The organism is Sphingomonas oligophenolica (assembly GCF_039522915.1).
GTDB classification, from domain to species: domain Bacteria; phylum Pseudomonadota; class Alphaproteobacteria; order Sphingomonadales; family Sphingomonadaceae; genus Sphingomonas; species Sphingomonas oligophenolica.
Window position 1 is genome coordinate 42,987 of sequence record NZ_BAAAEH010000060.1, and the last position, 19,685, is coordinate 62,671.

Annotated in this window: 19 protein-coding genes and 1 tRNA gene; 7 read left to right on the forward strand and 13 right to left on the reverse strand. The window is 67.1% G+C overall.

Features of this window, described 5'->3' with window-relative positions:
• Positions 1–636 precede the first annotated feature (636 nt).
• Genes ABD050_RS26295 through ABD050_RS26315 form a run of 5 tightly spaced genes read left to right on the forward strand, consistent with a single transcriptional unit; the run spans position 637 to position 8,041 of the window.
• A complete protein-coding gene (locus ABD050_RS26295) occupies positions 637–1,314 on the forward strand; it encodes a response regulator transcription factor (RefSeq protein WP_343892521.1) in 678 nt (225 codons plus the stop codon).
• Entirely contained in the window at positions 1,307–2,659 is a 1,353-nt protein-coding gene (locus ABD050_RS26300; protein ID WP_343892522.1) for a HAMP domain-containing sensor histidine kinase, read from the forward strand. The genes ABD050_RS26295 and ABD050_RS26300 overlap by 8 nt, the downstream gene beginning before the upstream one ends.
• Positions 2,656–3,993, forward strand: coding sequence for a TolC family protein (locus ABD050_RS26305; RefSeq protein ID WP_343892523.1), 1,338 nt, complete (start codon positions 2,656–2,658; stop codon positions 3,991–3,993). Before ABD050_RS26300 ends, ABD050_RS26305 begins: the two co-directional genes overlap by 4 nt.
• Entirely contained in the window at positions 3,981–5,003 is a 1,023-nt protein-coding gene (locus ABD050_RS26310; protein WP_343892524.1) for an efflux RND transporter periplasmic adaptor subunit, read from the forward strand. The genes ABD050_RS26305 and ABD050_RS26310 overlap by 13 nt, the downstream gene beginning before the upstream one ends.
• Entirely contained in the window at positions 5,000–8,041 is a 3,042-nt protein-coding gene (locus tag ABD050_RS26315; protein ID WP_343892525.1) for an efflux RND transporter permease subunit, read from the forward strand. The genes ABD050_RS26310 and ABD050_RS26315 overlap by 4 nt, the downstream gene beginning before the upstream one ends.
• Positions 8,042–8,147: 106 nt before the next feature.
• On the opposite strand, the gene ABD050_RS26320 is transcribed toward ABD050_RS26315, so the two are convergent.
• From ABD050_RS26320 to ABD050_RS26345, 6 genes are all read right to left on the reverse strand, one after another.
• Positions 8,148–8,846, reverse strand: a complete 699-nt coding sequence (locus ABD050_RS26320; protein WP_343892526.1) for a phosphatase PAP2 family protein — start codon at positions 8,844–8,846, stop codon at positions 8,148–8,150.
• Positions 8,846–11,101 carry a TonB-dependent receptor gene (locus ABD050_RS26325; protein WP_343892527.1) on the reverse strand — a complete coding sequence of 752 codons (2,256 nt, stop codon included), beginning with the start codon at positions 11,099–11,101 and terminating at the stop codon, positions 8,846–8,848. Before ABD050_RS26325 ends, ABD050_RS26320 begins: the two co-directional genes overlap by 1 nt.
• Before the next feature lie 146 nt (positions 11,102–11,247).
• Positions 11,248–11,838: a molybdenum cofactor guanylyltransferase gene (gene mobA / locus ABD050_RS26330; protein ID WP_343892528.1), complete on the reverse strand. Its 591-nt coding sequence runs from the start codon at positions 11,836–11,838 to the stop codon at positions 11,248–11,250.
• Positions 11,839–11,956: 118 nt separating this feature from the next.
• Positions 11,957–12,033, reverse strand: a tRNA-Pro gene (locus ABD050_RS26335).
• A gap of 105 nt (positions 12,034–12,138) precedes the next feature.
• On the reverse strand, positions 12,139–12,741 hold the full coding sequence (locus ABD050_RS26340) for a hypothetical protein (protein ID WP_343892529.1): 603 nt from the start codon (positions 12,739–12,741) through the stop codon (positions 12,139–12,141).
• Between the two features lie 174 nt (positions 12,742–12,915).
• Positions 12,916–13,095, reverse strand: coding sequence for a hypothetical protein (locus ABD050_RS26345; RefSeq protein WP_343892530.1), 180 nt, complete (start codon positions 13,093–13,095; stop codon positions 12,916–12,918).
• Between the two features lie 361 nt (positions 13,096–13,456).
• Between ABD050_RS26345 and ABD050_RS26350 the strand changes: the two genes are divergently transcribed.
• Complete coding sequence (locus ABD050_RS26350; protein WP_343892531.1) at positions 13,457–13,720, forward strand: hypothetical protein; 264 nt, start codon at positions 13,457–13,459, stop codon at positions 13,718–13,720.
• 3 nt (positions 13,721–13,723) lie between these two features.
• On the opposite strand, the gene ABD050_RS26355 is transcribed toward ABD050_RS26350, so the two are convergent.
• The 5 genes from ABD050_RS26355 to ABD050_RS26375 are packed head-to-tail and all read right to left on the reverse strand — an operon-like array spanning position 13,724 to position 15,272.
• On the reverse strand, positions 13,724–13,996 hold the full coding sequence (locus ABD050_RS26355; protein WP_343892532.1) for a hypothetical protein: 273 nt from the start codon (positions 13,994–13,996) through the stop codon (positions 13,724–13,726).
• Positions 13,926–14,249, reverse strand: a complete 324-nt coding sequence (locus ABD050_RS26360) for a hypothetical protein (protein ID WP_343892533.1) — start codon at positions 14,247–14,249, stop codon at positions 13,926–13,928. The genes ABD050_RS26355 and ABD050_RS26360 overlap by 71 nt, the downstream gene beginning before the upstream one ends.
• 41 nt (positions 14,250–14,290) lie before the next feature.
• Positions 14,291–14,545, reverse strand: a complete 255-nt coding sequence (locus tag ABD050_RS26365; RefSeq protein WP_343892534.1) for a hypothetical protein — start codon at positions 14,543–14,545, stop codon at positions 14,291–14,293.
• Complete coding sequence (locus ABD050_RS26370) at positions 14,542–14,991, reverse strand: lysozyme (RefSeq protein ID WP_343892535.1); 450 nt, start codon at positions 14,989–14,991, stop codon at positions 14,542–14,544. The genes ABD050_RS26365 and ABD050_RS26370 overlap by 4 nt, the downstream gene beginning before the upstream one ends.
• Positions 14,988–15,272 carry a hypothetical protein gene (locus ABD050_RS26375; RefSeq protein WP_343892536.1) on the reverse strand — a complete coding sequence of 95 codons (285 nt, stop codon included), beginning with the start codon at positions 15,270–15,272 and terminating at the stop codon, positions 14,988–14,990. Before ABD050_RS26375 ends, ABD050_RS26370 begins: the two co-directional genes overlap by 4 nt.
• A gap of 103 nt (positions 15,273–15,375) precedes the next feature.
• Here ABD050_RS26375 and ABD050_RS26380 point away from each other — a divergent pair, with 103 nt between their 5' ends.
• Positions 15,376–16,059, forward strand: a complete 684-nt coding sequence (locus ABD050_RS26380; protein WP_343892537.1) for a methyltransferase domain-containing protein — start codon at positions 15,376–15,378, stop codon at positions 16,057–16,059.
• A gap of 311 nt (positions 16,060–16,370) precedes the next feature.
• Here the strand turns inward: ABD050_RS26380 and ABD050_RS26385 are convergent, their stop codons facing one another.
• Positions 16,371–16,703: a hypothetical protein gene (locus tag ABD050_RS26385; RefSeq protein WP_343892538.1), complete on the reverse strand. Its 333-nt coding sequence runs from the start codon at positions 16,701–16,703 to the stop codon at positions 16,371–16,373.
• Positions 16,700–19,309, reverse strand: a complete 2,610-nt coding sequence (locus ABD050_RS26390; protein WP_343892539.1) for a hypothetical protein — start codon at positions 19,307–19,309, stop codon at positions 16,700–16,702. Before ABD050_RS26390 ends, ABD050_RS26385 begins: the two co-directional genes overlap by 4 nt.
• Positions 19,310–19,685 lie beyond the last annotated feature (376 nt).

Below are 19,685 nucleotides of genomic sequence, written 5' to 3' on the forward strand. Positions count from 1 at the left end.
CTTTTCTTCCCTTTTTTGTGGTCACCCCCCGATCTTCCCCGGCGAAGGCCGGGGCCCGGTTGGGAAACGCGGGTGATGATCAGCGTTGTCCGTTTCCCGCCATTCTCCGTCTGGATCTGCGCCGGGGAAGTCGGAAATGGCCAGGTGCTGGATGCCGCGATTCAACGCCATGACCGAACAATGCCAGAGTGAGGTCAGACGGAACGCTCCCCAGGCGCCCCGTCTTGCTCTTTCTCACCGTTGAATCTGTTGGACAATCGGCGCTGGCTGTTAATCCGCGGAACAGCCAGCATCCTGGCTGATACGCTGGCTGTTAGCTGGCTGATAGCTGGCTGTTATTCGATAACAGCCAGCTCGTCCGCAACTTGTTGAAAGCAGGCCGTAAATCAGCGCCCCGGCATCCAACATAACAGCCAGGAAAAAAATGTTTGGCCGGAACAGCCAGGAACAGCCAGCTTTCCGGCCTTCCTGTTGGACGTTTTCCCAGCCTCGCACAGCGATCCGCCCCGTTCGTTCATCTACATTGGGATGAAAGAAGCGACGAACCACGCTATGCCATTGTAGAAGCGCCGGGGCCCGGCGCGGCGCCCGTAAAGGGGGCCGCATGACAAGCTTTGATTCAGGGATCGAAATCCGATGCGCGTCCTGATCTGCGAGGATGATGCCGAGACCGGCGGGTTCGTCGAGCGCGGGCTTGGCGAGCTTGGCCATGTCGTGACGCGCGCGGCCGACGGCGAGGAAGCGCTGCGCCTCGGCGCGGTCGAGGGTTTCGACGCGATCGTGCTCGATCGCATGCTGCCCCGGATCGACGGGATCGAGATCCTGCGACGCTGGCGCGCGGCCGGCGTGAAGACGCCGGTGCTGATGCTCACGGCTCTGGGCGGCATCGCCGACCGGGTTGCCGGGCTCGAGGCGGGCGCTGACGATTATCTCGTCAAGCCCTTCGCCTTTGCCGAGCTCGCCGCGCGGCTGGCGGCGTTGCTCCGCCGCCCGCCGATCAGCGATACGCCGACCCGGCTCGATGCCGGCTCGATCAGCCTCGATCTGCTGCGCCGCGAGGTCCGCCGCGACGGGCGCGAGATCCACCTCCAGCCGCGCGAGTTCGCGCTGCTCGAACAGCTCGTCCGGCACGCCGGCAAGGTCGTGACGCGCACCATGTTCCTCGAATCGGTATGGGGTTTCCATTTCGATCCCCAGACCAACATCGTCGAAAGCCATCTCAGCCGGCTGCGCTCGAAGCTCAATGACGGCTTTGCGATCGACCCGATCGAGACATTGCGCGGCATCGGCTATCGAATGCGCGTCGATGCGTAAGCTGGCGGCGAGCGCCGCCTATCGGATCGCCTTCACTTACTCCCTGGCCCTTGCGCTCGCGATCGTCGCGCTTGGCTGCGCCGTCTATGTCGCGGCTGACGCGAGCTTCCGCAGCCAGCAGGATTCGGCGATTGCCGACGAAAGCGCCGGGCTGGTCCGCGACTTCACCGATGAGGGACTTGGCGAGCTCCGCACCGAGATCGCCGCGCGCGAGGCGGGCAGTGCGACCAACGCCTTCGGCTATGCCCTGTTCGACGCACGGGGGCGGCGCGTCGCCGGAGCGCTCGACACGCCGCGCCCGCCCGCCGGGTGGCACGACATCGTCTTCATCGATCCGGTCGAGGGCCCTGACCCGGCCCGCGCTTATGCGCATGATCTGCCGGGCGGCCTGCGCCTCGTCGTCGCGACCGACAGCGCGCCGGTGGAGCGGATGGATGCCACCATCCTGTGGCTGTTCTCGGGTGCCTTCGTGCTGGTCCTGTTGCTCGGCCTCGCCGGGGCGCTGCTCCTCGGCAGCTATCTGCGCCGCCGGCTCGCCCGGATCAGCGGCACTGCCCAGGCGATCGTCTCCGGCGATCTCGAACGGCGCGTGCCGGTCGGGGCGCGGGGCGACGAGTTCGACGAGCTTGCCCTGGTGCTGAACGCAATGCTCGACCGGATCGCTCACCTGCTCGAAAATCTACGCCAGGTCTCGGGCGACGTCGCCCACGACCTGCGCACGCCGCTCGCCCGGCTGCGCAACCAGCTTGCCGAGGCGCTTGACGGCAAGGGCGATGCGGCGGCGGTGCGGGCCGCGCTCGAGCGCGCGATCGGGCAGAGCGACGAGCTGCTCTCGCTGTTCGCCGCGATCCTCAGGATCTCGGAGGTCGAAGGCGGCGCGCTCGCCCGCACCTTTGCGCGGATCGAGCTGAGCGAGCTGATCGGGGACCTGTGCGACAGCTATGCGCCGGCAGTGAGCGACAGCGGGCGCAGCCTGAAATGCGAGGTCGACCCCGGCATTCGCCTGCACGGCGACCGCGAGCTGATCGCGCAGGCGGTGATCAACCTGCTCGACAATGCGCAGCGCCATACCCCGCCCGGAACCGAGATCACCGTCGCCGCCGATGCCGGCCCGGAGTGGATCAGGCTTTCGGTCGCCGACAATGGCCCCGGGGTCGCGGCCGAGGACCGGCCGCGCATCGTCCGCCGCTTCACGCGGCTCGATTCGAGCCGGACCACGCCGGGGCACGGGCTCGGTCTCAACCTCGTCGCCGCGATCGCGGCGGTGCATGGCGGCGACGTGCTGATCGACGACAATCGGCCCGGGTTGCGCGTCACGATGGTCTTGCCGCGGGCAGTTTCATGAAAGTCGCCGCCACCCTGCTCCCCTTGCTGCTGGCAGGCTGCGCGACCTACACCCCGCTGCCGCTCGGCGACGGCGACGCGGTGCTCAAGCCCGCCGACAGCGCTGCGCTGTCGCGCGCGGCAGGTGCGATCGACCGGCCCTATCTCACACCGGTTGCGATCGACCTCGCGCAACCGCTTGATCCCAATGCGATTGCAGTCATCGCAGTGATCGCCAATCCCGATCTCAAGGCGAAGCGCGCGCGGGCCGGCGTTGCCGACGCGCAGGCCTTTGCCGCGCGGCTGATGCCTGATCCCACCTTCAGCATCGGCGCGAGCCCGGTGCTGTCGGGCCCCGATCCCTTTGTCGACATCGCCAGTTCGCTGGGGCTCGACCTCAATGCGCTCAGGACGCGCGGCGTGACGATCGCCGCGGCGCGTAGTTCGGCCGAGCAGGTGCGGCTCGATCTTGCCTGGGCCGAGTGGCAGACGGCGGGGCAGGCACGGCTCCAGGCAGTGCGCATCCTTGGGCTCGAGCGCAGCGCAGCGCTTGCCGCGATCAATCGTGCGGCCGCCGCGTCGATGCTCGAACGGACCTTGCGCGCCGCCGGGCGCGGCGATCTGGCGCCCGATCAGGTGAACACGGCGCGCGCCACCGCCTTCGACACCCAGGACCGCGAACGCACGCTCGAGCGCGACCTGGCGGCGGCGCGGCTCGAGCTCGCCAGGCTGCTCGGCCTGCAGCCCCGGTCCCAGCTCAGGCTCGCCCCCACCCCCCTTCCCGCGCCGCCGCCCGATGCCGAGGCGCTGTTCGCCCTGGCCCGGACGCGCCGAACCGATCTGCGCGCGCTGGAGGCCGGCTATGCCGCCGAGGAGGCGACGGTGCACAAGGCGGTGCTCGATCAGTTCCCCGCGCTCGGGCTGGCGATCAACGGCAACCGCGATTCGGCCGGCAACACGCTGATCGGCCCGGCGGTGAGCTTCACCCTGCCGCTCTGGAACCGCAATCGCGGCGGCATCGCGATCGAGCGCGCCACCCGCGCCGCGCTCAAGGCCGAATATGACGCGCGGCTGTTCCAGACCCGGGCCGACATCGCGGCTGCGGTCGGCGGCATCATGGTCGCGCGGCGCCAGCGCGATGCGCTGCTGCGCGACCTGCCCGCCGCCACCCGCTTCGCCGCGGCGAGCAGGCGGGCCGCCGATCGCGGCGACCTCGCGCTCGCCACCGCCGAGACGGCCGAACAGGCGGCACGCGACAAGCAGGTGCTGCTGGCCGCGAGCGAACAGGACATCGTCGAGCAGACCATCGCGCTCGAACTGCTGACCGGGGCACTGAAAGAGACATGGCCGTCATGAAGACCTTCGCGCCGCTCGCGGCATTGCTGCTCGCGGCCTGTTCGGGCAGCTCGGACGAGGACAAGGCTCCGGCGCCGACTGCGCTGGTGTCGCTTGCCCGGGTCGAGCAGGGCACGGTCAGCCGCCGCGTGACGCTGTACGGCCTGGTCGAGGGCGGCGGCGCGAGCAAGCGCGTGCTGACCGCGCCCGCCGCGGCGATCGTCGCGCGGGTCGTGGCGCCGGCCGGCACAAGGGTCGGGCGCGGGGCGATCGTTGCGATCCTCGCGCCCGCCGCCGATACCGCGCTCGAGCTGGCCAAGGCCTCGGCCGATGCCCGCGCCGCCGACGCCGCGCTCGGCCGCGCCGAGCGGCTCCGCGCCGACGGGCTGGTCAGCAATGCCGAGGTCGAGACCGCCCGCGCCGCCGCCCGCAGCGCCGATGCGACCCGCGCCAGCCTTTCCGGGCGCGCCGCCGGGCTTGTCCTGCGCGCGCCCGTCGGCGGCTTTGTCGACAGCGTCGTCGCCAACCCGGGCGACACGGTGCAGGCGGGCGCGACGGTGGCGACGATCGCCGAGCCGGGCGATGCGCGCGCCCGTTTCGGCGTCGATCCCGGGCTCGCCGCCGCGCTCCATCCCGGCGATGCGCTCAGGATCATGCGGCCCGATGGCGGTGCGGTGGAGGTGCCCGTGCTGTCGGTGTCGACCGTGGTCGACCCCCAGACCCGGCTCGCATCGCTCTTCGCCGCCCTTCCCGCCGGCGCGGGCTTCGGCGTCGGCGAGACGCTGAAGGGCGAGGTCTCGGTCAACGGACAGGGTGAAGGGCTGACCATCCCCTATGCAGCGCTGCTCGACGATGGCGGCCAGCCCTATGTCTTCACCACCGCCGGCGGGGTCGCGCACCGCCGCGATGTCGCGATCGGGCCGGTCGCGGGAGACCGGGTGGCGATCACCAAAGGGCTGAGCGCGGGCGACCGGGTCGTGACGCAAGGCGGCACCGCGCTCGAGGACGGCATGAAGGTGCGCACCAAGTGACGCGTGCGCTGGCCGATCACGCCCGCGCCCTGTGGCTGGCGGCGCTGCTGCTGACGCTCGGCGGGCTGGTCGCGGCGACCAGGCTGCCGGTCAGCCTGTTTCCCTTCATCAGCTACCCCCGCGTCGTGGTCGCGATCGATGCCGGCGACCGCGATGCGGCGCAGATGGCGGCGGGGATCACCCGCCCGATCGAGGTCGCGCTGCGCTCGGTGCCCGGCGTCACCCGGATCCGCTCGACGACCAGCCGAGGATCGGCCGAGGTCGCGCTCAACTTCGCCTGGGGGCACGACATGGTCGCGGCGACGCTCGCGACCCAGGCGGCACTCGCCGGCGAGGCGCCCGATCTGCCGCCGGGCACCAAGTTCGAGGTCAGGCAATCCGATCCCACCCTGTTCCCGGTGCTCGGCATCGCGCTCACCTCGACCTCGCTCGACCAGCAGGCGCTGCGCCAGATCGCCGAGCTCAGGGTTCGCCCGGCGCTGACCGCGGTCGACGGCGTCGCCGCGGTCGATGTGCTCGGCGGAAGCCCGCGCGAATTCGCGGTCGATGTCGATCCGGCGCGGGCGCAGGCGCTCGGTATCAGCCTGCCCGATGTCGCGGCGGCGCTGGGCAAGGCCAATGACGTGCGGGGCGCCGGGCGGATCGAGGACCGGCACCGGCTCTATCTCGTGCTGGCGCAGAGCCCGACCGTCTCGATCGCCGATCTCGGCACCACCCCGGTCAAGGCCGGGACGAGCGCGGGCGCCGGGCTGGTCACGCTCGACCAGATCGCGACCATCCACCCCTCTGCTGAACCGAACTACACCCGAGTCACCTCGAATGGCCGCGATGCTGTCCTGGTCAACATCCGCCAGACACCGGCCGGCGACAGCGTTCGCATCGTGCATGAGGTTTCCGCCCGGCTGAAGCAGCTCGCGCTGCCCGTCACCGTCACGGTCACGCCCTTTTACGATCAGTCCGAGCTCGTCACCGGCGCGGCGAACGCGGTGCGCGATGCGATTCTGCTCGGGGCCTTGCTCGCCGGGCTGGTGCTGTTCGCCTTCCTGCGCTCGGCGCGGACGATGCTGATCACCGGGCTGATGCTGCCGGCGGTGCTGGCGGGCACCTGCCTGATCCTCTCGGCGCTCGGCATGAGCTTCAACATGATGACGCTCGGCGGCATGGCAGCCGCGGTCGGGCTGATCGTCGACGACGCGGTGGTGATGCTCGAATATATCATGCGCCGCCTGCAGGAGGGCGCGGCCAGGGGCGTGTCGGGCATCCTGGCCGCGGCCGCCGAGATGGGCGCGCCGCTGTTCGGATCGACCGCGGCGACGATCATCGTCTTCCTGCCGCTCGCCTTCATCAGCGGCGTGACCGGCGGCTTCTTCAAGGCGCTTGCGCTGACCATGGTCGCCGCGCTCACTTTGTCGCTGCTCTATGCCCGCTTCGTGATCCCGCTCGTGGCTGCCCACTGGCTGCGCGAGAGCGATGCCGCGGCGGCCGAGCGTGCCGACGGCTTCATGGGCCGGCTGATCAGCGTCCATGACCGCGCCGCCGACCGGGTAATGGCCCGCCCTGCCCTGTTCGCCGCGGTGCTCGGCGTCGGGCTTGCCGTGCTCGGCTATGCCGCCTGGTCGCATGTCCCCTCGGGCTTCATGCCGCAGATGGACGAGGGCGGCTTCATCCTTGACTACAAGGCGCAGCCCGGCGCCGCGCTGACCGACACCGACCGGCTGCTCCGCCAGGTCGAGCAGATCATCACCGCGACCCCCGAGGTGGCGAGCTATTCGCGGCGGACCGGCGTCCAGCTCGGCGGCGGCCTGACCGAGGCCGACGAGGGCGACTATTTCATCCGCCTGAAGGGCGGGTCGCGCCGCGACATCGAAGAGGTGATGACTGACATCCGCAGCCAGATTCAGGCGAAGGTGCCGGGCATCGACATCGAGACGGCGCAGCTGATGGAGGATCTGATCGGCGACCTGACCGCAGTGCCGCAGCCGATCGAGGTCAAATTATTCAGCGACGATGCCGTCCAGCTTGAGGCATCGGCGAAGCGCGTCGGGGAGACAATCGGCAAGATCAACGGCGTGGTCGAAGTGGTCGACGGCCTGCGCGTCGCCGGCGATGCGATCGCGGTGGCGGTCGATCGCGGCGCAGCGACCCAGCAGGGGCTCGACCCGGACACTGTCGCCAACCAGCTCGAGGCGATGGTCGGCGGGACGGCGGCGACCCAGGTCAGGGTCGGCGAGCAGCTCGTCACGGTCAGGGTGCGCGCGCCGGCCGATCTGCGCGCGCGCGCGGCCGACATCGCCAACCTCGTGCTGACCGCGCCCGACGGCCACGCGGTGCGGATCAGCCAGATCGCCCATGTCTCGGTCGTCGCCGGGCAGAAGCAGTTGACCCGCGAGGATCTCGCACCCTTCGTCGCGGTGACGGCGCGGCTCGAGGGGCGCGATCTCGGCTCGGCGATGAAGGATGTGCGCGCGGCGGTTGCCGGGCTCGGCCTGCCGGCGTCGGTGCGGGTCGATTATGGCGGGCTCTACGCGCAGCAGCAGCAGAGCTTCTCCGACCTGACGATGGTGTTCGCCGCCGCCCTGCTGCTGACTGCCTTGCTGCTGACCTTGCTGTTCGAGCGGATCGCCTGGACGCTGGCGGCGATCGCGACGGTGCTGCTCTCGGCCGCCGCGGTGCTGTGCGGCTTGTGGATCACGGGGATCGAGCTCGACATCTCGGCGCTGATGGGGCTGACCATGGTGGTCGGCATGGTGACCGAGCTCGTCATCTTCTTCCTCGCCGAGATCGATCCCGGCCCGGTCGATGTGGCTGCGTTGCGCGAGGCCGGCTCGAAACGGCTGCGGCCGATCCTGATGTCGGCGCTGATCGCGATCCTGACCTTGAGCCCGCTCGCGCTCGGGCTGAGCCGGGGCGCGGGGCTGCAGCAACCGCTGGCGACGGCGATCATCTTCGGCCTGGTCGCGGCGGTACCGCTGGTGCTGCTGTTCCTGCCGGCGATGATTTTGGGGCTGGGGTCGATGCGGACCAAGCGAGCGATTTAAGCAATTCCGTCATGCCGGACTTGTTCCGGCATCCACCGTGCCGCAGGAGTCGCAGCCATAGCAATGCGGAGCCGTGGGCCCCGGAACAAGTCGGGGGTGACGGATTTCAGGAGGCGGCAACCCCCGCCCCGACCAGCTCAGCCCGCGCCGCCGCGAACGCCGCCTGGAACTCGGGCTTCGCCATCAGCCGCTCGGCGATCAGCACGCCGAGCATCTGGCCGGCGCTGACGTCGCTGCGGAAATGCTGGCCGCAGACGATGCGGCTCTGGCCGTAGCGCGCGGCGCGGGCGAGGATCGGCGCTGCCTTTTCCGGAACCAGCCGCGCCAGCGTTTCGCCCATCGAGAAGGCCATGGAGGTATGCCCGCTCGGATAACTCGACAGCAGATCCTCGTTGCGCTTGCAGCTCCTGAGCGTGGGGTCGACGGCATAAGGGCGCAGGCGGCGGAACGCGTCCTTGCCGCGATCGGCCGCCGCCTTCTCGCTTTCCCGGACTTCGGCCAGCAGCGCGCGCGTGGCGGGAAGTTTCGACAGGTCGAAGCGCGACCCAAGCACTTCGGCGAAGATCGTCGCGTTCTTTGTGTCGCCGTCGCGGCGCGCATCGGCCTCGTCGGCGGCGGAACGCGCGGCCTCGGCCGCGTGCAATTCGGCCAGCTCGGCCCTGGCCTGCGCGCTGCCGGGCGCGGGCGGCGCCGGCAGCACGAGGGCGGGGTCGAGATCCCGTGCCGTGAGCAACGGCGTGGGCTTCCCGAGCGCGGGCGCCGCAGCGGCAAGCGCCGCCACGACGACGAGGCCCGCCCTCAGCATCAGAATTTGACGGAAAGGCTACCGGTTATTTCGCGCCCGGGCTGAAAATAATACTGGTCGTAGGGTGCACCATTAACCGAGATGTTCGTCACCTTGGTCGAGTCGAACAGGTCGGAAACGTTGATACCGGCGGTAACGATACCGAAATCGTAGCTCGCTGCCGCGATCGCCGTATTATAGCCTGGAATGCGATACTGTTTCGGCTCGCCATTGTCGGCATATTGCGTGCCGGTATATTTGTCGATCAGCGACAGCTTGATCGGACCACGCTTGTAGAGGATGCCGCCGGCCGCCGTCATGAACGGTGCGTTGGCGACCTGCTTTCGTTCATCCTTGGTCTTGGCATAATTGCGCGAGGCATTGGCGAAGATCGCGAGGCCGTTGCCGAAGGCATAAGTCGCCTGACCTTCGATGCCCTTGTAGAGAACGCCGCCCTGATTGTAGTAAACGACGTTTCCGCCAACGGTCTTGTGCGCGAACTTGTTGTTGAAGTCGATCGCATAGATATCGGCGTCGATCGACACGCGCGCACCGTGATATACGGCGCCGAACTGATAGTTGGTCGAGGTCTGCGGCTTGACTGAGCTCGCCGATGGATCGACCACATAGAGAACGCTCAGCGGCGGCGCGAGGAAACCCTTGGCATATTGAGCGTAGACCGCGAGCCGCTCGGTCGGCTGATAGTTGATCGTCGCGAAGGGCAAGGACGCATCATAGGTCGCGGTGAAAGTGGCTGGCGTATGCGTCGTCTGGTTGGCGATCGCGTTGATCTGGCGGGTAAAGCTGACATATTTGAAGCCGGGTGTGATCTTCAGCCCCTCGATCGGGCGGATTTCCAGCTCAGCGAACAATTGCTCCTGGTTACCGTGCGAATCCTGATCATAGTTAATATAGCCGGGATTGCCCGCGACCGAGAGATATTTATAGTCATAGACCGTGAACGTGCCATTTCCCTTCGTGATGTCATATTGATAGCGTTTGCGATGGGTGACGTTCCACTCGATCCAGCCGCCGACCAGCAGTGACGCCGGGCCGAAATTGATCGTTGTCTTCAGGATATCACCATAGGTACGATAGCTGTTGAGCTTCGAATAGCCAGCCAGGTCGCCGACATTCTTGGTACCGTTAGCATTTGTCGTCTTGAGCTTTGCCGCGTCAGCCGCCGTGAGGGTGACGTCAGCATCAGAATAGGTCGAGTTGTTGTAGTAATAGGTATAGGCCCGGTTTTCCAGCCGCGTGCCCGGTGCGATATCGGCCTCGAACTTGACGATCTCGAAATCGGTGGTCTTGTCTGTATAATTATAGCCGTAATATTGTGCCGTCTTCGGATCATTGTTAAGGCTGAAGTTCTTGCCGTACATCGCGATCTGCGCGAGCGTCGCGCCGTCATTGTCCGGCTGGTTGAAGTGATTCTTGTTGTAGGTCGACAGAATCGTGAGCTTCACGTCGGGCCCGATCGGAACCACCACCTTCCCGAACAAATTCGTCTGATGATATGGCGAGTAGGTCAGCCGCCCGTCAGTACGGACATATTGGCCGCCGAGCAGGATCTGGGTTCCGCCGAGCTTGGCGATCGACCCGGATTGCAGCATCGCACGGCCAAGGAAGGTGTTGAAGCTGCCATAAGTGCCGCGGAACGCAGCACTCGCATCCTCGCGGGTCGCCCGCGAGAAGAGATTGACGCTGCCGCCAAAGGTCGCCTGGCCGAGATTGCCGGCGTTGCCCGGGCCGCGATCGACCACCACCGTCTCCACCGTGTCGGACGGGAAAAAGGTGTTCGAATGGTGCGTCGGATCGTTGGTGTCGCCGAACGGCACGCCATCATAGGTGATGTTGTATTCGCCGTCCTGGAAGCCGCGCAGCTGGCCCTTGGATTCGCTGATGCCGACGCCGCCATTGCTGCCGGTGTTCGAAAAGCTCGGCGTGATCAGCGCGAGCTGGTTGAAATCGGCGGTGGCGGGCAGCGAATCCTCGATGAACGTGCGAGAAACGATCGCCTGCGGCTGGGTGGTCTGTAGCGAGGCCGTGACCGGGGCGATCTCGTTCGCCTTGGTGGCGGTGACGACGACGTCGGAGCCCTCGGCGATCTTCTGGCTATCATCGGCCGCGGCGGCGGGGCCGGTGCTGGCCGGCGTCGCGGCTGCCGGCGTCGCGGGCGCCGTTTCGGCGAGCGCACCGGCTGGAGCCATGGACGTGACGAGCGCAGCCGCGCTCACACCGAAAAGGCGCATCCGCGCCCCGGTCGAAATCGTCATTTTCCTAAAATTCCCCTTCCGCCACGACGGCGCATCGTCGCGCTAGGAGGGGTTCGTGACAGTTTCGTTGCGTAACCGAGACAGATCGATGATTGGGGAAAAGTAATATTGCCGGCAAACCGCGCCGCGCCGCCCCCCGTCCGGCGTCACCCCGTCCCGTCAGTATCGGGCCATTCCTGTTCCAGCGCGGCAAGGTCGGCCGGCGTGTTGATGTTGGGCAGCGGCGCGCCGAAGGCAATGATGCGAGGCCGCGCCAGCGCAAGCCACGCCCTGATCGACCTGTCGTCGCTCGCAGCGAGATGCGCGTCGAGCGCGGCGGCGAGCGCGACCGGCCAATAGCCGACGAGATGCTGGCCTTCGACGATCGCAGCCCCCTCCCCGACGAGCATGGCGGCGAGGCGCGCGGGGAAAACCGGCATGTCGCAGCCGGTGCTGAGCACCCCGGCATAGCCGTGCCCGGCGGCATGATGGAGCGCCGCGTTCAGCCCGCCGAGCGGCCCGAGATCCGCGCGTGGCCGATCGGGCAGCGAGAGCCGGCCCGCGACCTCGCGCCCGCACACGGCGACAGCCTCGACGCTGGCGGAAAGATCAGCGATCGCCCGATCGATCAGGGCGCGGCCATCGAGCTCGGCCAGGGCCTTGTCGCTGCCGAAACGCCGCGATCGGCCGCCGGCGAGAACCGCGCCCAGGATCCGGCGCTGCGCCTGTCGATCGCCGGGGATGGTCGTCGCAGCCATCGCGGCTCCCCAAAAGAATGACGATAATCGGGATGGCGGCAGATACCAACAACCCGGCGTGCCGATCTTCCGAGGCGATCGATGCCCGGGCGGCCGGCGCTGCTTCGGTAGGGGAAGATGGTCGGGGAGACAGGATTCGAACCTGCGACATCCTGCTCCCAAAGCAGGCGCGCTACCGGACTGCGCCACTCCCCGACTGCGGTCCCCCTAGGGGGTAGCGCGTGCAGGCGCAACGGGTTTGCGGCCGTTCGCGCCTGAACCGCTGCAGGAGCGCCGGATCGCGGCGCCCCTGCCCGGTCGTCAGCTGGTCGGGGTTGCCGGCATCACGACCGGAATGACCGCGGTGGTGAATGCCTTGAACTCGCGGCCCTGCTGCAGGATGGCGCTGTGGCCGGTGACGAAGGCGCCGAACACGCCCACCGCAACGACCGCGCCGACCGCGGCGCCGGTGTTGCCATTGCCCTCTTCACGGTAATGGCCGGTGATCGGGATGATCTGGCCGCCGAGCTGGATCGACCGCATGTCGACCTCGATCTTGGCCGACTTGCCGAACGCGCCCTTGCCGGTGCGATAGGTGACTTCGCCGACCGCCGGCGTACCGCGCGGAATGACGATCACGGTGCCGAGCATGACGTCGTTGGCGACCGTCAGGTCGAAACGCTGGCCGACCTTGATCTTCTTCGAATTGACCTCGCTGTTGAGGCGAAGCAGCAGCTCGGTGTTGCTGGGCAGCACCGCGCCTGGCGTTGCCTCGGGCCGGGCGACGCCGACAACGGGCGCGCCAACCGGCACTGGCGCGGCGGCGGTGGTGACGGCAGGCGCGGTGGTCTGTCCGGCGGCGGCGGCCTGGCCGGCGCACGCGAGAACAAGTGCCGCCGAAGCGGCGCGATACATCAGTTTCATGGCATTCCCCCCCTTGAGCCGAGCGGCGATCCGCCCTGACGGTGCGCGACTCGATCAGGCGATGATCGCGCAGCAGCCGGGAAAACTCAAGAGCGACAAAAACTTAGCATTGAGGCGCAATTCAGGAGGCACGGCTGCCCGATCAGGCGCGCGCGCCACACCGGCGAAAGCCGGTCACGACAATTCAGTCACCCGCACTTCGAGATAGTCAGCCGGCGGCGCCACCCCCGCACCGGTGAGCGCGATCAGCGCCTGGTCGAGGCGCAGACCCACCTCGGCAAATCCGAGTTCGTCAGCCATGGCGAGCGCCTTCCCGACGAGATCGGCAAGCTCGCTCTTCGAATTCCTGATCACCATCATTTCCTTCATATGGGGTCGTTCATGCCCGTTGCTACCGCATCTACGCACGAGCGCTGACTTAGTGCTTCCAAAATGGCTCAATCTTCTCGAAAATCGTCCCGCAAATGGATGCAGACCGGCACAAATGCCTGTCGGGGCACCACCGGGAACATCACCGGCGCCATCAGTTTAAGCCGATGGCACGGATGTCGGGTAGCTCGGAAAACACCGTAAGCGCTTATCTCATCGAGGCCGATCCCGACCGGGCTTGCCCTCGTTCCACAGGTGCCTATAAGAACAAACAAGGAACGATTCGGCCGGAGCGGAGCGGTGGCATCCCCGCGGCCGGACCAGGTCAGGGAGGCGCGGGCGAGGCGTGAAGGCGGGATTGGCGACCCTGGCGCGCAGGCATTTCCGGCCGGTTCGGGCTGGGGCCTTTGTTGCGTTCATCGGCCTGTTCTCGGCGGCGGTGCTGCTTCACCCGCCCCTTTCGGCCGGCGAGCGCGCGCAATGGACTGCCCGCTTCGGCGACCGGCAGCTCTATCCCGATGCGCGGCTGCGCGCGATGGACGAAACCGCCGATCCCGACATGGCCAACCTGATCGAAGCCGAGCTGGCCAGACGGGCGGCGACACGCTGACGGTCAGAACAGCCCGAGGAATTTCGGGCGCGCCTTCTTCACCGCGGCGGCATCGCGCCTCTCGCAGCGGCCGATGATGGCGAGCGCGTCGGTCGTCCGGCCGTTCGCCTTGTCGAGCTGCCCGGTCTGGGCGTCGCCGAACGCGATCCAGTCGGCGACCGTCTTTCCGCCCGGCAGGTCGGCGCCCGGGACCGGCGCGCGCCAGCTATCGGGGATCAGCGTGCTGCAGGCATTTGGGGTCGCGACGATAGGCGGCGCGCCGGCACAGGCCGGCAAGCCCAGCGTCGCGGAGAGCAGGATCGACAGGCGCGTCCGCGCCCGGGGCAGTGCGTATCGCATGGTCGTTTTCCCTGGTGATGGTGTCGGTTTCGGCATCGGCGTCCATCCGGTTGCCGATGGCGTTGCCCGCATCCCGGCCGCTGGCGAGCGCGGCTGCCGCCTGCCCCGCCGCCAGCCGCGTCTCGGCCCTGGCGGTGCGCGCGACCTGCCATTCATGCCAGCCGACCAGCGCGAGCAGCAGGAGGAGCATGGCGGCGGCGAGGCCGGCGGCGAGAAGGCGGCGATCGGGGATCACTGCCCTGCCCCCATGCCCGACGACGCCCCAGCCGCGACCCGGGCCGAGGCAGTGTCCTTGATCGCCGTCGCGCCGCCGCCGCCCGCCATCAGCAGCGCCATGCCGGTGCCGAACTCGATGATGCTGAAGGCGTGATCGAGCCAGAGATGCGCGCCGGCGAAGCCGATCCCGGCGACGACCGAGACCGCCCAGAGCAGCCGCGACAGCTCGAGATGCTGGTTGCTCGGCCCGCGCAGGAAATTGAAGCTCATCGCTGGTGCCTCCCGTAGAGATCGGCCTCGGCGGCGCGTCGCCTGGTGAGGCCGGCCATCGTCTCGCCGCGCGCCTTGTTCCATTTCGCGAAGACGGTGGCGGCGCCTTCGAAGTCGCCGGCCTTGTGGCGGCGGATCAGGCTCGATCGGGCAAGGCTGGCGAGGCCGAGGTTGAATGCGAAGGAGACGAGCGCATCGAACTCGTTCTGCGTGGTGGGCGCGCCGTCGAGCAGCGCCGTCACGCCCTGATCGAAGCGCTTCAGATCAGCATCGAGCGCTGCGTCGATCCGGGCATCGTCCCATATCAGCCCCTTGCGAACCTCCGGCCCGGTATGGCCGACGCCGATCGTCCACGGGTCGCCACCCGTCGCCGGATCGGGATAGGCCTGCCGGCGGCGGCCCTCGAAGCGCGCGATCAGGTCGCGCGCGGCCTGGCTGTGGATCATGGGTGCACCTTCCCCGACAGGATCGCCCAGGCCGAGACGGCGATGCCGACCAGCCAGCCGAATGCCGGGCTCTTCAGCAGCGCCTGGACGACATTGTTCGCCCCCTGGCGCCGATTATGCTCCGCCTCGAGCGCCGAGACGCGCGCGGCGAGCGCATCGATCTTCATGCCCGCATTGTTGGTCGAGTGGATGAGCTCGCGCATCTGGCCGCGAATCTCGCCGAGCAGAAGCGCGATACCGGTGTCGATGCCTTCAGTGGCCGAGTCAGTGGTGCGGGGCATGGGATGGCGTGCTCCGGTTGATTTGGGGGAATTTTGGGGGGGATGGCTGACAGTGGAGCCCCGCATTTGCGTTGACGGGGAAAGATACTTTACGCTGGCCGGGATGACCGAGCTTGCCGCCCTGTTCTCGCACCAGAGGCCTGCACCACAGGGGCTTCTGAGCCGGTGGAAACTCTATGCCGGCCGATATGGCGCGCTGCATGCGGCGGCGCGATTCGTCGCGACGAAGGTGCCCGCCATATGGCCAATGGTGGGACCGATCGTTTCCGCCGGCTATCGCCGCAGATGGGAATCCGGCACCGGCCCGCGCCTCCTCAATCTCGGCGGCGGGGGGAATTTGATCGACGGCGCCCTGACGGTGGATATCGATCCGCGGGCCGACAGCTATGTCGACCTGACGAAGCCGCTGCCGTTTGCCGCGAATTCGATCGACCTGATCTTCTTCGAGGAAGTGCTCGAGCATGTCGAAAAGCCGATCGGCCTGGCCCTGCTGCGCGAGTGCCGGCGCGTGCTGAAGCCGGGCGGGACGATACGCATCGCCACTCCGGACCTGGACTGGCTGGCGACCGAAGCGCCGTGCGATCTGGTGAACGACACCTTTTATGGGCACGACCACCGCTACATCTACTCGCGTGCCGAGCTGGCCAATGCGCTCGAATTGGCAGGCTTCTCGAACAGCAAATGGTCGACGTACCGCGACCCTTCCGCGCGGCTCGGCTTCCTCGACAGCCACGCCGATCGGTTCGCGCACGATCCGCGGCTGTCCCAATATGTTGAGGCCGCGTAGCGTCAGAAGATCCACCTGCGTGGTGGTGACCTGGTTTTTAGCTCGAAATCCGTGGCACTTGAAATCCGTGGCACTTATTGCCGAGTAGGTTCTGGTGAAGGCGGTCGCCTTGGCGCAGAGCGCGGCGCAAACGTGCTGCGGCCGCCGGTGTCCGCGAGCGGGCGCTGAGCGGCGAAGTTCGCCGACCAGCGCGCATGTCCGGATGCTGGCCTGCACGACATCGAGGAAGTGGCCGATCCCGACATGGCGAACCTGATGGAGGCCGAGATAGCGAGGCGTGCCGCGCAGGGGCAATAGGGTAGCGGGGGCGCTCATGCTTCAAGCAACATGCGGAGCTTGATAGCCAGCATACAGATCGCGCGGGGCTTCTCCGCATGCCACTCGGTGATGGGGGAGTCTTCGTCAATCCAACCCGTTACCGCGAAGCCATTCACTTCAATCCGCCGCTCCGGAACCGGAAGCGTCCACTGGATAGGGATGCCGTCGAGTGTCCATACGGCGTCATAATCGAGCGCGGTGACCGCCCGGATATAACCGTCCACACCCTCTACCGCTCGCGTATAGGCGTTCATCTCTTGATCGAGCGAACGATCGGCGCCCTGGCCGTCGCGAAGCTCTGCATATAGCTGGCTAAGCGGGGTCATGCCCAATTCTCCAAATAGGAAGTCACCGGCGCGCTGATGAACAGGTTCTTCGCCACCACATAGGCCGCGACATCGTTGAAGGGGTGGAAGCCGTCGCCGGAAAAGCGCATCGATCCCGGGATGCCGATATTGCCGGCGAGCCAGTCGGCGTATTCAGTCCCGGTCCAGTTCCATCCAAACAGCGATTGCGCTTCGGCGACCGTCGCTGCCGACATGATGTTCGGATTGAAGAGCCGGCTGTAATAGGACTTGCCGACGAAGGGGGTTAGCGCCGAGGCTCCTGTGCCGTAGGGACTTGGCGTCAGGCCCAGGAAGCCCGCGATCGTCGCCGGATCATTGGCGGCGAAGACCGCGTCGACAAACGCCGTGACCGATGCGAAGCCGCCCCCGGTGCCATTGACCGAGGATATCGGAAACAGCGTGAGACCGCCCTTGCGCTTCCGCGATTTCCTGAGGATCAGCTTCGATCCGGCCGGAACGTCGATCGGCCATGCCGGCGCGGTAACCGGGGTGAAATACAGGGTAGCGGGGCTGTTGCCGGTAAAGCTGCCCGCGCTAAGCCGGCCGAGCACACCGCACAGATAGGCATAGGGATCGTAATCCGGATTGAGCGGAGAATTGCTCGTGATCGGATCATAGTCCCACGTCGTGATCTGAACCGGGCTTGTCGATGCCGGGATGACGTCGCCGGAAACGCTGACATGGATCGGCAGCAGCCCGACCGTCGAGGCGGACTGGGCGAGCGTGTTGCCCGGCGTCGCCATCATCTGGAATTTGGTGCCGACGCCGAAGAATTTTCGCAGCTCCTTGTGGGGCTGTGGCTGGAGCTGATCGGAGGCGATGGCGCAGCTGTCATCGGCGAGCGTGATCAGGGGCTTGATCCGCGCGCTGTCTATTTCGTCGCGGACGCCTTTCAGGACGATGTTCGACACGCTCTCCACAAAAGGTGGTTTGGGCCCGACATAGAGCTTGATGTTCTCGAAATAGGTCGCGGCGCCCGTATTGTTCCAGGTCCACCGCACGCCCTGGAACGCGCCGTCTGCTGCCGACTGGACAAACAGCGCGACCGCGAAGCGGTTGCCGCCGACGTGCAGGATTTGCGACGAATAATGATTGCCGCTGCCGCCGCCGGACGCGCCGAACCTGGCGTTGACGGTCTGGATCCACACGGTCGGCTCGAGAGGGCTGTCGAAGAACGCCCACACTACATCGCCGTCATTCACACCACTGGGAACGGTGACCGCGAAGAGGCCTCCCCCAGTGGCCGGAACGGTGACCCGCCCGGTGAGTGGGCTCCATGCGCTGTCGGCGACCGTGAAGGCGAGCGGCATCGGGTCGTTCCTGGCCACGCCAGCGCCGAGCAGCGACAGATACCATGCGTCGGTTGTCGGGCGCGCCGGGGCGCCGGCCTGATAGGTCAGGAAGCGGCAGACTGTCGTTGCGGGCGCGACAACATAAAAATATAGCGAACGTGCGCCCGCTGGTTGCGTACCCGTCAGCGTGATCGCCGTCGTCGTCTTGGTCAACGCCACGTCGCTGCCGATCTGGACGCCCGAGGCATTGTACCAGCGAGCGAGCGCGAGGGTGAAAGCCGTGCCGGCGCTGCCCGAGACGATCTGCAAGGTTGCCGTAAAGACGGTCGTGGTATCGCCGATCTGGTCCCCTGTTAGAGTAACCGGAATACCGACCACGCTCGTGGGCAGCGTGAAGCTGTTGCCACTGACCGTGGCGGCTTGGGCAGCCGGAAAGACAGAGGCCTCCCGAGCGCCAACAAAGCCGTCATCAGACAGCCGACCGGCCGCGTAAGCCGCAGTCAGCGCCGCTATGGCTGCATTGAGAGCATCGAGCGAAGGATAGGACCGCAGCAGCGTCGACGAACTGCTGTTGACCCGCTGCCAGATATCGACCGCCTTGTCGCTGGTCGATCCAACCGTGGTGAAGCGCACGCCATCGGCCACGGCCGCGCGGCCGGCCGCCTCGTTGGCGAAGATGCCGGCGCTGAGCGCCGCCGCGGCTGCCGCAAGCTCAGCGCGGTCCGCATCAGCCAGTGCCGCTGCCGCCACGCCCGCCACGCCCGACGATGCATCTTCAGCCGCCGCGGCTGCAGCTTCCGCGCGCGCGACATCGTCCGCTACCGCAGCGCTGTCATTGGCGACGGCGATGAGCGTGCCGTCCGTACCAAAGCCGAGCACGCGGCCCGTGCGATCGGCCGCAGCCGGAAGGGTGCTGCCCGTCTCTCCAAGAGGCACCCTGATGGAGCGATCCATCCCGGACTTCAGCACCAGATCACGGATCGCCGCCCGCCGGTTGATCTGGTTGACCGTCGCCAGATTATAGGCGCCCTCATTCTCGAAATCGCTTGCCTGGAGATAATCGGGGTTCGAGCGCAACATGATCTGCGCGCCCGCAGCCGGCGCGGCCATGAACGTCACTGAGCCGGCGGTATCGCCGAACGCTACCGTATAGGACGCCGGCGAGGCCAGGGCGCCGTTCACCTCGACTGCCACTTCGCCAGCCGCGGCAATTGAAAAGCTGAAGGGAAAAACCGTCTGTGATCCGTCCGCGGCATAGGGTCCGCTTGAAACATTGGGGCTGATAGCGGCCACACGCACCTCCTGATGATTGAGGCCGGATAGGGCGAGTCGCGCACGAGTTGAATCGACGGAATGATGGATTTGCCCGGACCTGAAGGTCATTCGGGCGGAGGTACCGACCGCGCGCGGGCAGATTGGAAAATCGGATCGATAACTACAGTCTTACGTGTGCAGGCGCAGATGCCAGGTCCAACCATGACGTTGAAGGTTGAGCGCGGCGCGGGAAATCCGGATCACCAGGTTGAGGGGATCGGGCTCAGCTTGCTCCTGCCTGGCCCTGAGTGGACCCGGCCGCGAGCCCAGCCGCGACCCCGATTCCCGCTGTTTCCCGCTGTTCCCCGCGATTTTTTATTTTCGCCGCTGTTATGTTGGAGTGTCCGCTCAATTT